Below are 12,205 nucleotides of genomic sequence, written 5' to 3'. Positions count from 1 at the left end.
AAAACCCGATGCGACGGCCCCGGATCAGCCGAGGACCATCACCGCTTCGGCCTCGACTTGCGCGCCCTTGGGCAGCGCCGCGACGCCGACCGCAGCCCGGGCCGGGTACGGCGGGCTGAAGTAGCCAGCCATGATCTCGTTGACCTTCGGGAAATGCGTCAGATCGGTCAGGTAGACGTTGAGCTTGGCGATGTCCGCCAGCGAGCCGCCTGCGGCCTTGCAGACGGCCGACAGGTTCTTGAACACCTGATGGATCTCGTCATCGATGGTGGCGTTGACCAGCGTCATCGTCTTCGGGTCCAGCGGGATCTGGCCCGACAGATAGACCGTGTTGCCGCAGGCCACGGCCTGCGAATAAGTGCCGATCGCGGCAGGCGCGTCGTCGGTGTGGATGATGCGGCGGCTCATGGGCGTTCGGGGTGTTGGGCAGACGCGCCAAGCTTGTGCCGCAGCCGCAGATTCAGCAACTCGACGGCCACTGAAAAGCCCATCGCGACGTAGACATACCCCTTGGACACGTGGTGATGCAGGCCTTCGACCACCAGCACCAAGCCCACCAAAATCAAAAACGCCAGCGCCAGCATCTTGACCGTCGGGTGACGATCGACGAACGCCGCGAGCGGGCCGGCGAAAAACATCATCGTGATGATCGCGATCGTGATCGCGGCGACCATGACCGGCAGGTTGTTGGTCATCCCGACCGCAGTGATCACCGAATCCAGCGAAAACACGATGTCGAGAATCATGATCTGGACGATCGCCGCCACGAACGATGGCGGCGCGCGGCGCGATTCGGGGCTGCCGGCAGCATGAGCGTCGCCGAGCATCTCGCCGATTTCCTTGCCGGCCTTGTACAGCAGGAACAAGCCGCCGAAGAACAGCACCATGTCACGGCCCGACACCTCGAAGCTGCCGATCGACAACATCGGCCGCACCAGACTGGCCAGCCACGACAGCGAAAACAGCAGTGCCACTCGGGTCAGCAGTGCGCCGGCCAAGCCGAGCGTGCGGGCACGGGCCTGCTGTTCCGCCGGTAATTTGCTGGCGATGATCGACAGAAAGATCACGTTGTCGATGCCGAGCACGATCTCGAGCGCGGTCAGGGTCAGCAGCGCGGCCCAGATTTCGGGACTGGCCAAGGCATTGAGCATGGGGGAATCGGTCGGGCGTCTACGGGGCGGCAGATGATAAACCCTGGCATCGGCCTGTAACGAAAAGTTCTCGCAACGATCATCAGGCCGGCAAGCAGCATTGCCACACTGCCGCCTCGAACCGATCGGTCAGGAGCGCTGACATGCGGATTGCCTACGGCGTAATGGGTTATGGGCGCGGCCATGCGATGCGCAGCCTCAGCGTGCTGCCGCAGCTGATGCAGGAACACGAAGTCACCGTGTTTACCGCCGGTGACGCCTACGACGTGCTGGCCCCGCTGTTCCCGACGGTGCGGATTCCGATGATCGGCTACCGCTATAACGAGCGCGGCCAGCATTCGCTGCCGCGCACGGTGGGCGAAAACGCCGGCCCGCTGGCTGATTTGCTGCTGGGCGGTCCCGGCATCGAACAAGTGCAGCGCGAGTTCCGCGACCGCGGCATCCAACTGGTGATCTCCGACAGCGAGGCCTGGTGCCATCGCGCGGCCGAGAAGCTCAAGCTGCCGCGCATCAGCTTCGATCACGTCGGCATCATTGCCTGGTGCAAGCCACACTTCCCTGCCGACCTGTGGCTGACCGGCATGCGCGATGCGATCGGCTATCGGGCATTGATGGGCCAACCCGACCGGACGCTGATTTCGAGCTTCTATCCAGCTGAGCCGCGTCATCCCGGCACCCGGATCGTCGGCCCGATGCTGCGCGACGAGGTGCTGCGCGCCAGCGCTGCGGGGCGCCCGGCCAGCAAGGACTACCTGCTGGCCTACTTCAACAAGGGCGAGCACCAGTACCGGCCGCAGGTCGAGCGCGCGCTACAGCTGCTCGATCACCCGGTCGTGGTCTACGGCACGCCGCGCCGCGGCCGGCAAGGCAATATCGAATACCGCGCGCCGAGCAACGAGTGGTTCATCAACGATCTGGCTCAGTGCCGCGCCGTGATCTCGACGGCCGGCAATCAACTGATCGGCGAAGCGATCCACTTCGGCAAGCCAATCCTGGCATTGCCGGAACAAGCCTTCGAGCAGCGCTTGAACGCCTGCATGATCGAACGCATGGGCGTGGGCATGCGCGGCGATATCGCGACGTTGACGCCGAGCGACATCGATCGCTTCCTCGGCAACGAGGCTTGGTATCGGTCGCACATGCACGAGCATGCGCGCGACGGGCGCAAGGACGCGATCGAAACGCTGCATCGCTATATCGGTGAGCTGGTCCGTCAGCCGCGGCGCAGCAAGGCCAAGCCGCGCACAGGCCGCCGAGTGAGCCGCGCTCAAGCCTGAATGCCCCGCGACTCGGAGCCCGCGGTTCGGGTCGTACCCGGCGGACCGGTCAGGCCGACACCAGCCAGCGGTCAAGCAATGAATGCAGCAGCTGGTTGGCGCGGGCAAAACCGGCTTCATCGTCGCGCATGCGCTCGACCGACTGCACGAACGGACCTGGCGACGGGTGGCTGTCCGGATGCTGCAACCAGACGCGCACGCTGTCCGACGTGACTTCGGGATGGAACTGCACGGCCAATACACGGCCCTGATCGAGCACGAAAGCCTGCTGCGCGCAGGCTTGGCTGAAGGCCAAGCGCTGCGCACCGGGCGGCAGCTCGAAGGTATCGCCATGCCAATGGAACATCGGCACGCGGGCCGGCCAGTCGGCCATCGGCGCAAACGCACACCCGGCATCGGTCAGTTCGATATCCCACCAGCCGACTTCGGGCTGCGCATTGCGACCGACCCATGCGCCGCACTGCTCGGCGATCAGCTGTGCGCCCAGGCAGATGCCGAACACACGCTTGCCAGCATCGGCCAGAACATCGGCGATGAAGCGCTTTTCGTCGCGCAGCCACGGGTACTGCGCTTCCTGATCGACGTTCATCGAACCGCCCATGATCAGCAACGCATCGAAGTCGTCACGGGGCGGCAGCGGATCACCGCGAAACATCGCGGTGTGCGTCACCCGATGGCCGCGCTGCGCGAGCCAGGGCGCGATACAGCCGAGCCCGTCCTCGGCTGCGTGCTGCAGCCAGTGAACGCGCATCAGCGGGATTCGAACTTCAGCGCCGCAGAGTTGATGCAGTAGCGCAGCCGCGTCGGTGCCGGGCCGTCAGGAAACACGTGGCCCAAGTGTGCATCGCAGCGTCCGCAGGTGACTTCGATGCGGCGCATGCCGTAGCTGGTGTCGTCATGCGTGGCGATCGGCGCACCTTCGGCGGGGCGGAAAAAGCTCGGCCAGCCGGTGCCCGACTCGAATTTGGCGCGGGAATCGAACAGCCGCGTATCGCAGCAGACACAGCGGAAGAAGCCGTCGCGATGGTCGTCCCACAACTCGCCGGTAAACGCGCATTCGGTGCCGCCGCGGCGCGTCACTTGATACTGCTCGGGCGTGAGCTGGGCGCGCCATTCGGCGTCGGTCTTGACGATCTTTTCGACAATCGGAGAGCTCATCGGGTCCTCGCAAAGGGGTACTGGCTGCGCGGCGGCATTGCCGTCACGCTAGCGGGGTTGAACCACAAGCCCGACTTAGATCGAGCCATTACCTGCATTTTCAACGCCAGGACCAAGGAGCGCCATGTTGGCCACGTTGCAACCGATTCATTTTTTGTGCGCATCCGTCGTCAGCGGGCTGCTGGCGATCGGCTGCGAAGTGATCGCCGAACGCAGGGGCCGGCGGCCCGTACTGTTCTTGCTGCTCAAGCCGCTGACCAGCGCGATGATCGCCGGCTCCCTTCTGGTCGCAGCCCAGGCGCCGACGACCCTGCTGCTGGCGGCCTTCGTGTTCGCGATCGTCGGCGACATCGCGCTGATGTTCGATGGCGACAAAGCCTTTCTCGCCGGCCTAAGCAGTTTCTTCGTCGCGCATCTTGCGTTCGTCGCCGAATTTGCAGGCACGATCACGAACCCATCACGGCCGCCCGTCTGGACTCTCGCCTTCGTCGCCTATGCGGTGCTGTTTTTCCGATGGTTGTTACCCCGCACCGGCCCCTTGAAGCTGCCGACGCTGGCCTACGGCATCGTGCTGACGTTGATGGTGCTCGCCGCCGCGACCGCATATCGCACCCTGCCCGGTCCGGCCAGCGCGCTGGCGCTTGCCGGGGCTCTGGTGTTCGGTCTGTCGGACTCGGTGCTCGCCGTACGCCAGTTCGTCGGTCCCTATCGCGGCGCGCAGCCGCTGATCCTGGGCAGCTACTGGCTGGCGATCGGCCTGATCGCGATATCGCGCTGGGGCTGAGCGGCTCGAGCCGGTAAATCGACCCGCCGGCCCGCAATGCGCAACAATCGGCCGATGGGGCCCCGCACCGTCGGCGGCCCTGCCCTCATGGAGAACAGATAGATGAGACAAACCCTGATTGCGGCAGCGTGCTGCGCGCTGACCTTGGCCGCCTGCGGCAAAAAGCCCGCAGCGGTGCCCGCCGCGCCCGTCGAGGACGTGGCCGCACCGGTCGTGCTCAGCTCGGGCATCGACAAGGCCAACTTCGACACCAGCGTGCGTCCGCAGGACGACCTGTACCGCGCCGTTGATGGCAACTGGCTGAAGAACATCGAGATTCCCGCCGACCGCTCAAACTACGGCTCGTTCACCAAACTGTCGGACGACGCCGAACTGCAGCTGCGCGCGATCATTGAAGAACTGGCCGCCAAGCCGGACAAGGCGCCCGGCAGCATCGAGCAGAAAGTCGGTGACTACTACGCCAGCTTTATGGACGAAGCCGCGATCGAGGCGGCCGGACTCAAGCCGGTGGAGCCCGAGCTGGCACGCATCGATGCGCTGAAGGACAAGGCCGGCATTGCCGTGCTGATGGCGGAGTTGGCCCGCACCGGCGTGTCGGTGCCGCTGTACCCGTACGTGCACCAGGACGCCAAGGACTCGACCCAGTACGCCGGCGACCTGTATCAGGCGGGCCTGGGTTTGCCCGATCGTGACTACTACCTGATCCAGGACGAGAAATTCACCGGCATCCGCAAGGCCTACGTGGCGCACATCCAGAAGCTGTTCGAGCTGGCCGGGATTGCCGACGCCGGCAAGTCGGCGGACGCCGTGCTGGCGCTGGAAACGGCGATCGCCAAGGGCCATTGGGACAAGGTCGAGAACCGCGATCCGGTCAAGACCTACAACCCGTACGAACCGGCCAAGCTCGCCACGCTGACCAGCGAACTCGACTGGTCGGCGTACTTGCCGGCGGTGGGCTACGGCTCGCTCAAGCAGGTGCTGGTGTCACAGCCCACTTACGTCACCGCACTGGGGCAGGTGATCAAGACGACGCCGGTCGAGGCCTGGCGCGCGTACTTCAAGTGGCAGGTGCTGCACACGCGCGCGCCGCTGCTGGGCAAGGCCTTCGTCGATGAGGACTTTGCGTTCAACTCGCAGACGCTCAACGGCGTCAAGGAAAACCGGCCGCGCTGGAAGCGGGGCGTGGACGGCATCGAAACCGCGATGGGCGAAGCTGTCGGCCAGGTCTACGTCGAGCGCCACTTCCCGGCCGCCAGCAAGGCGCGGATGGAAGCGCTGGTCAAAAACCTGCTGAAGGCCTATGAAGGCGCGATCGGTGAACTGGTCTGGATGAGCGACGAGACCAAGAAAGCCGCACGCGTGAAGCTGTCCAAGTTCACCTACAAGATCGGCTATCCGAACCAGTGGCGGGACTACGGCAAGCTGCAAATCACAGCCGGTGACGTCGTCGGCAACAGCGTCCGCGCCGCCGCGTTCGAGTACGACCGCAATATCGCCAAGCTGGGCAAGCCGATCGATCGCAACGAGTGGGGCATGACGCCGCAGACGGTCAATGCCTACTACAACCCGGAAATGAACGAGATCGTGTTCCCGGCCGCGATCCTGCAGCCGCCGTTCTTCGACCCGAACGCGGACGACGCGGTCAACTACGGCGGCATCGGTGCCGTGATCGGCCACGAGATCAGCCATGGCTTCGATGACCAGGGTGCGCAGTACGACGGTGACGGCAACCTGAAGAACTGGTGGTCGGACGAGGACAACAAGAAGTTCCAGGCGCTAGGGGCCGCGCTCGCCGCGCAATACGACACCTACGAGCCAATCAAGGGCTACTTCGTCAACGGCAAGTTCACGCTCGGTGAGAACATCGCCGACCTCGGTGGCCTGACGATCGCCTACCGCGCCTATCAGCTGTCACTCGACGGAAAGGAAGGCCCGGCGATGGACGGCATCACGGCCGATCAGCGCTTCTTCATGGGCTGGGCGCAGGTCTGGCGGCGCAAGTACCGCGACGAAAACCTGCTGACGCGACTCAAGACCGACCCGCACTCGCCCAGCGAATACCGCTGCAACGGCGTGGTCGTGAACATGCCGGCGTTCGCCGATGCGTTCATGGTCAAAGAGGGCGACAAGCTCTACAAGGCGCCCGAGCAACGCATCAAGATCTGGTAAGCACCGGCTGACGCCGGACCAAGCCCCGCCTTCGTGCGGGGCTTTTTTTGGCCGGAAGGCCCGTGACCGGGCCGCTAATCCAGCACCGGCGCCAGCACTCCCCGCTGCCAGCGATGGCGCGCCAGATCGACCCGCCCGCTCCCCGTCAGCGTCACGCCCTCCGCCATTAGCCGGCGCAGCTGCGTGGTACGGCTGGCACTGCCGTCCTGCAACGCAATACGGCCCCCTGCCGCGATCACTCGGTGCCAGGGCAAGGCGTCGACACCGTCGACCGCGCCGAGATAGCGCCCGACCATACGCGCGCGACCCGGCAGCCCGGCCGCTGCCGCGACGTCGCCGTAGGTTGCAACACAACCGAGCGGGATGCGGCGGACCACCGCCGCAATCCGATCCTGGGCAGCGTCGGCGTCAAACGGGGATGGTCGGCGACTTGACATGGGTGGCGTCCAGATGGCCTGGGCGATCGGTCGAAACGTGAGATTGATCGTAAGTGATGGCCCGACTCCGCACTCCATTCCGGGTTTTGACCTCGCGGCAGCCGGGTGTCATGGCATCTGCAGTCCAGCACATCAGCCACGCGACGCGAAGCGCCGCCGCTTCCTACGCAGCACCGCCTGGAGGCCGCCCCCGACAGACGCCTCAACCCAGGGCGATGACGCACCGTTCAGGTGCGTAACGGGTGGGCAATATCCGGTCCACTCGCCCGGCTACTGCCTCGATCGCTGCCGCCCGTCGTCCGCAGCGCGTCGCGACGCTTCCACGGGAGGACACTCAAATCACGCGAAACGGTTCGCACCCCTAACTCCCCCTGCTGTTCCCTTCAGCAGAACTTCGGCGGCACTCGAAAGAGCTTGCCGCTTTTTTTTGCCTGCGATTTGCCCCGATCAGTTCGGTGACAGCACTCGGCACTGACCGGCCGACAACTTGAACCGCTCGCGACCCAACTCTTCGTTGCCGCGCCGAACCTGCAGGTTCAGCACGCCATTGAGCGCCGCCGTATCAACCACGTAGCGCACACCGAGCTCTGCAAACAAGGCCTGCGGCTCTTCCGCCAGATCGGGGAACTGCAGCGTACCGTTGGCGCCGGCCTGCAAGCGCAATTCAAGCCGCGCCGGCGTCTCGAGGCCCGGCACAGGACGGATCTGCAAGGTGTACCGCGGGCGGCGGATCACATAGTCGACCGGTACTTGCCGACGAAGCAGACAGCTATCCAGTTCGCCGTAGCGAATCTGAACGGCCTCCTCGTCGCCGACCTCGAGCGCCACGGTCGTGCGCTGATAAAAACGCGGCGTGCAAGCGACGTTGGCCATGCCGATCAGAGCGGCCAATAACAAGGTACCAGCGGGAAATCTGGACATGAGTAGCGCTCGATCGATCTTCAAATCATCAACTGCCCGCGCGCCACGATCACCGCGTAACCACCGACGCGGATGGCGGTAATACGGCCATCCAGCTTATCGGCCTCGATGTCGAGGGTGCTGGGGCGCCCCATCTCGACGCCCTGGATAATGCGCCAGCGGAATGTACCGGAACGCTCTGCAAGCCGGTCCGCCAAGTGCCCGCATAAAGCCGCCGCTGCCGAACCGGTCGCCGGGTCTTCGGCCACGCCCAAGTCGAACGACAGCATACGCGCACGCAGCAGCGCCGTACCGTCGGCGGCCGCAGGCAGCGGGTGATACAAATAGAACGACTGTGGTGCGCCTGCATCCTCACCGGATGCGTCCGGCGTCCGGCCAAGATGCGCCCTTGCGAGGGCGTCCAGCGACGTGAGTTCGACCAGGTTGTAAGGCACGCCGCAGTCGGCACTGCGAAGGACGTCGCCACCCGCGTTTATGTCGTCAACCGTCAGTCCCAGCAGCGCGGCGACCCGCGACGCTGAGCCGATGGCGGGAGCGAATCGAGGCAGCACCGCGGTCGTCAGTTGTGCGTACGGCAGTCCGTTCGACTCAACGAACACCCGCACTGGCACGATGCCCACGGCTTCCTCAATGCGCGTCGCGCGGCCACGCGCCGATCGCAACCGCCCGGTTTGCTCAAGCCAGCAAGCGGCTCCGATCGTAGGGTGTCCGGCAAAGGGCAACTCCTGGGTCGGCGTAAAGATTCGCAGCCGGACATCACCGCCGCGCTCGGGAGCCAGCACGAACACGGTCTCGCTCAAGTTGAATTCGCGTGCAATCGCCTGCATTCGCGGCGAATCCAGCGCGTCAGCCCCCTCGACCACGGCCAGCGGATTGCCGCACAAGGCGCGATCAGTGAATACATCAAGTACTGCGTAGTTCATGAGCCACCTACGTGAGTTGTCGCACAAGGTGAGGTTCAGCACTGCGGTTATGCTCCCGTGCCGGCCCCTTCGAGTTCGCAAAAAGATGCAATACCGGTACGATTGTCACCGTCGAGTCACCTACAGGCCTGAAACTTGCTGTGCAGAAACCGCAGCAACAACGCAGGCAGGCCGCATATAGATCCTTTAGCGGTAACATTTGTCTGGTGCATTTTCTTACGCTATATGTAAGCATCAGGTTGGGGAATCGATCAGAGGCACAGCGCCGGCTTGGCGGCTGGTCAATCTATTGGCAGCCTTCTACATCTGCCACTTTTGAATTTTTACGCCGAGAGGCTTTGGGAGACCGTTATGTCGCAGTTCCGTATTCGTAGTCTGATTCTTGCCGGTGCCGCTGCTATGGTGCTGGCCGCTTGCAACGGTGGCCGCGGTAGCGCCGCTCCGGAAACCCCGTTCACTTCCAAGGCTGCCAAGGGCGCCATCTTTGGTGCGGCTTGCACGGTCACCTCTTTCAACGGTCAGGTCAGCTACGGCACGGCAAGCTCAAATGCCGAAGGCCTGATCAGCTTCACGCTGGTCGGCGAACTGCCTGAAGACGAGGCGCTGCTGGTCACTTGCGCTCCGGCGGCCGGCGCGACGTACTTCAATGAAGCCACCGGCACCACGCTACCACTGCCGGCTCCGATTTCGGCCGTCATCTCGTCGCTGGCCGTTGCCGCCGGCAATGGCTCGATCGCGGTGACGCCGCTGACTAACCTCGCCGCCCTGCAGCTGCGTGCTGCTTCCAACGCGGCAGGTGGTGCGATTCCGAACGCAGCTGCCGCCAGCAACGCCAACACCGTTCTGGCCCAAGCCTTTGGCCTGAGCAGCATCACGGCGCTGCCGCCGACGGTCAACGCGACGTCTACCGGTATTTCCGATCCGTACTCGCTGCTGCTTGCAGCGATTGCCCAGGCGGCCGCCACCAGTGGTGTCGATCCGTTTGCGTTCGTCTCGTCGTTGGTCGGCGCTTCACCGTCTACGATCGACGGCATCCAGGCGCAGCTTGTGACGGCACTTGACCGTATTGCCCAGACCTACACGGTTCCGGCCGCTACGCTGGCCTCGGTTAAGACCGCTGTGCAGAACGCACCGACGACGATCGTGGTTCCGGTTACCTCGGGCAGCTAAGTTTTCGAAGCGGTAGCGCACTCGGAACGAGTCGAGTACGCGACACAAACAGGTGGCCAGCTTTGCTGGCCACCTTTTTTTTGGGTGGGGCATTATGAAATTGCGTTATTGGGCGGCGCTGGCCGCCGCCTGTTTTGGTACTGCAGCACGAGCAGACGACAACATTGCGTTTGGTTACTCGGGTCTGCTGACGGTTCCCACGGCCAATGTGATGGAGTCCGGCTGGGCTGAACTGCAGTACAACGAGCACACCTACAACGATTACAAAGTCGACGACGCCACTAACTTCAATGCCGTGTTCGGCTTGGCGCCTCGGGTGGAACTCGGCGCCGCGCTGGCGTACGAGTCAGGTGGCACAGGACCGTTTGGTTTCCGCAAAAACGACCTGCTCGCCAGCTTCAAGGTGAAGCTGCTGGATGACGTTCAGTGGCAGGGCTTCAAATGGTCGACAGCAGCCGGCTGGTCCGACTTCGGTGGCGATTCTGCCGCAGCGAACTTTACGAGTGCACGCTATCTGACCAACACCGTCAGCCGCGGCCCGTTCGCGGTAACCGCCGGAATCGGCAACGGGCCCGATCGCCTTGACGGCGCTTTTGGCGGCATCGCGTGGACGCCGATACCCGCCGCAACCATCATGGCGGACTACGACGGCGACTTCGCGTCCATCGGCGTCAAGCTGAGCCTGAATGTTGCCGACTACGCGCGGCTTTACGCATTGGGCCTGCATGCAACCGACAAGGAAGACGCCGACGGCTATGGATTCGGCGGGCGCTTCAATCTCCGATTCGACCGTCAGAGCGATTGGTTCAAGCCGAGTTCGTCGCGGGGACTGCGCGCCATTCATGTCGCCGACGGTCTCGGGACCAAGATCGTGACGGCCGAGAACGCCGCGTATCTGCAGCGTCAGCAGGACAGCGCCGCGGGCGCTTGCAGCTTGGCTGGCGAGGGCGCCAAGCGAATTGTTTATCAGCAGTACCGCTATGGTATTCCGCTGATTTCGGCAGACGTCGACTGCATTACCGGCAACCACACCAACGCCCGATGGATCACGCAGGTTTCGGAACCGGCACCAATGCTCAAACAGCCGATCCAGAATGCATTTGGTGTCGAAGCGCGGTTCGGCATCGAAGAGCGTAGCTTTGTCGGAACTGAATTCGGGCGGCTTCAGTATTCGGTGGCACTGCAGTCGTCGCTGCGACTCCAAGGCCCCTTTGGCTTGGGCGCTTACATCACCCGCAACACGCGCGCCGCAGAAGACGACTCGTTCAACCAGACCGGTCCATTCAACTTCTACAGGGTTCGCGACGGCGTCCGCGAAGTTGCCGCGCAGTGGGCCACGCATCCGATTGACGGCCTGGTCGCAGTGGGCAGCATCGGTCGGACCTATGTCAACGCACTCGAATACGAGTTCAGCCACCTAGACGCTGCGTACTTTTGGGGAGCCGGAAGCAACAGAACCCGCATCGCAATAGCCTCCTACGCGATTGCTGACGATCTGCCCTTTGCTACCCGTGAAACAAGAGTGATCAGCCATCGATACTGGTATGCGCCGTGGAGCACCTCGGTCGAGGTCGGCGGTGGTGACTATTTCTATGGTGATCGCGGCGGCTATGCCAACGTCACCCGGTACTTTGGCGACGTCACGTTGTCGATTGTCGTGCGCAGCGACGAGGACAATCGCCGTGATGCGGGTATCGCCATCGGTTTCCCGCTAACACCGCGTATGGGCTTCCAGCGTGGCCCGCTGTCTGTCGTCGGTGCGCCGCGCTACACCCACACGCGCCGGACCACGTTCGACAATCCAGGCGGAGCCAACGTGATCCGACCAACGTTGATGGTCGAACCACGGCCGGTTTACAACCTGCTAACCGACTGGATGGATTCCGACCGGATGTATCCGGCTTATCAGAACGAGTCGCGGGAGTAGCGAGGGAGAGCGATCACTGCGCTGCGGGCATCGCCTCAGCGCAGTGGTCCCGAGCGGCAGAGCGGGTGGATGAAACCAGCCGCGGGCCGCTCTGGCTCAGTGAACCTTGCGCGACTTGCCGGCGAGGCGCTCGGCGTCTTTGTTGGCTTTGGCGTTGCCCATGTCGGGGCGCAGCTTCTGTTTGCCGTTCTGGGTGCCGGCTTTTTTGGCGGCCAGCGCCTCTTTCAGCAGCGCCGCGGCGGACTTTTTCGGGTTGGGATCAGCGTCACTCATACCGCAATGGTACGG

The 12,205-nt window shown here is 63.8% G+C and carries 13 protein-coding genes; 5 read left to right on the top strand and 8 right to left on the bottom strand.

Going from position 1 to position 12,205, the window contains the following annotated elements; translation table 11 throughout:
- Window positions 1–24: 24 nt before the first annotated feature.
- Window positions 25–408, bottom strand: coding sequence for a RidA family protein (locus BUB09_RS08150; RefSeq protein ID WP_072896462.1), 384 nt, complete (start codon window positions 406–408; stop codon window positions 25–27).
- Complete coding sequence (locus BUB09_RS08145; protein ID WP_072896460.1) at window positions 405–1,151, bottom strand: TerC family protein; 747 nt, start codon at window positions 1,149–1,151, stop codon at window positions 405–407. The genes BUB09_RS08150 and BUB09_RS08145 overlap by 4 nt, the downstream gene beginning before the upstream one ends.
- A gap of 143 nt (window positions 1,152–1,294) precedes the next feature.
- Here BUB09_RS08145 and BUB09_RS08140 point away from each other — a divergent pair, with 143 nt between their 5' ends.
- Window positions 1,295–2,428 carry a glycosyltransferase family protein gene (locus BUB09_RS08140; protein ID WP_072896458.1) on the top strand — a complete coding sequence of 378 codons (1,134 nt, stop codon included), beginning with the start codon at window positions 1,295–1,297 and terminating at the stop codon, window positions 2,426–2,428.
- Window positions 2,429–2,477: 49 nt separating this feature from the next.
- Here BUB09_RS08140 and BUB09_RS08135 read toward each other — a convergent pair whose 3' ends face one another.
- Window positions 2,478–3,179, bottom strand: a complete 702-nt coding sequence (locus BUB09_RS08135; RefSeq protein ID WP_072896457.1) for a type 1 glutamine amidotransferase — start codon at window positions 3,177–3,179, stop codon at window positions 2,478–2,480.
- A complete protein-coding gene (msrB, locus tag BUB09_RS08130) occupies window positions 3,179–3,586 on the bottom strand; it encodes a peptide-methionine (R)-S-oxide reductase MsrB (RefSeq protein WP_072896455.1) in 408 nt (135 codons plus the stop codon). The genes BUB09_RS08135 and msrB overlap by 1 nt, the downstream gene beginning before the upstream one ends.
- A gap of 199 nt (window positions 3,587–3,785) precedes the next feature.
- Here msrB and BUB09_RS08125 point away from each other — a divergent pair, with 199 nt between their 5' ends.
- Together BUB09_RS08125 and BUB09_RS08120 are read left to right on the top strand one after the other, a co-directional pair.
- Complete coding sequence (locus BUB09_RS08125; protein ID WP_175550139.1) at window positions 3,786–4,370, top strand: lysoplasmalogenase; 585 nt, start codon at window positions 3,786–3,788, stop codon at window positions 4,368–4,370.
- Window positions 4,371–4,472: 102 nt separating this feature from the next.
- Complete coding sequence (locus BUB09_RS08120; RefSeq protein WP_072896452.1) at window positions 4,473–6,539, top strand: M13 family metallopeptidase; 2,067 nt, start codon at window positions 4,473–4,475, stop codon at window positions 6,537–6,539.
- A 74-nt stretch (window positions 6,540–6,613) separates the two neighbouring features.
- Here BUB09_RS08120 and BUB09_RS08115 read toward each other — a convergent pair whose 3' ends face one another.
- The 3 genes from BUB09_RS08115 to BUB09_RS08105 form a co-directional block, all read right to left on the bottom strand.
- Window positions 6,614–6,976 (bottom strand): MGMT family protein, encoded by a 363-nt coding sequence (locus BUB09_RS08115; protein WP_072896451.1) that lies wholly within the window; start codon window positions 6,974–6,976, stop codon window positions 6,614–6,616.
- Between the two features lie 447 nt (window positions 6,977–7,423).
- Window positions 7,424–7,897 carry a hypothetical protein gene (locus BUB09_RS08110; RefSeq protein WP_072896449.1) on the bottom strand — a complete coding sequence of 158 codons (474 nt, stop codon included), beginning with the start codon at window positions 7,895–7,897 and terminating at the stop codon, window positions 7,424–7,426.
- A 20-nt stretch (window positions 7,898–7,917) separates the two neighbouring features.
- Window positions 7,918–8,862 (bottom strand): PhzF family phenazine biosynthesis protein, encoded by a 945-nt coding sequence (locus BUB09_RS08105; RefSeq protein ID WP_245793188.1) that lies wholly within the window; start codon window positions 8,860–8,862, stop codon window positions 7,918–7,920.
- Between the two features lie 228 nt (window positions 8,863–9,090).
- Here BUB09_RS08105 and BUB09_RS08100 point away from each other — a divergent pair, with 228 nt between their 5' ends.
- Both BUB09_RS08100 and BUB09_RS08095 read left to right on the top strand, forming a co-directional pair.
- Window positions 9,091–9,990: a hypothetical protein gene (locus BUB09_RS08100; protein ID WP_139250192.1), complete on the top strand. Its 900-nt coding sequence runs from the start codon at window positions 9,091–9,093 to the stop codon at window positions 9,988–9,990.
- Window positions 9,991–10,042: 52 nt separating this feature from the next.
- Complete coding sequence (locus BUB09_RS08095; protein ID WP_139250191.1) at window positions 10,043–11,917, top strand: YjbH domain-containing protein; 1,875 nt, start codon at window positions 10,043–10,045, stop codon at window positions 11,915–11,917.
- 96 nt (window positions 11,918–12,013) lie between these two features.
- Here the strand turns inward: BUB09_RS08095 and BUB09_RS17190 are convergent, their stop codons facing one another.
- Entirely contained in the window at window positions 12,014–12,190 is a 177-nt protein-coding gene (locus BUB09_RS17190; protein WP_175550138.1) for a hypothetical protein, read from the bottom strand.
- Window positions 12,191–12,205 lie beyond the last annotated feature (15 nt).

It is taken from the genome of Hydrocarboniphaga daqingensis, from assembly GCF_900129825.1.
Classification (GTDB): domain Bacteria; phylum Pseudomonadota; class Gammaproteobacteria; order Nevskiales; family Nevskiaceae; genus Hydrocarboniphaga; species Hydrocarboniphaga daqingensis.
Note: the sequence above shows the minus strand (reverse complement) of the source record. Positions and strands in the feature narration are given on the sequence as shown.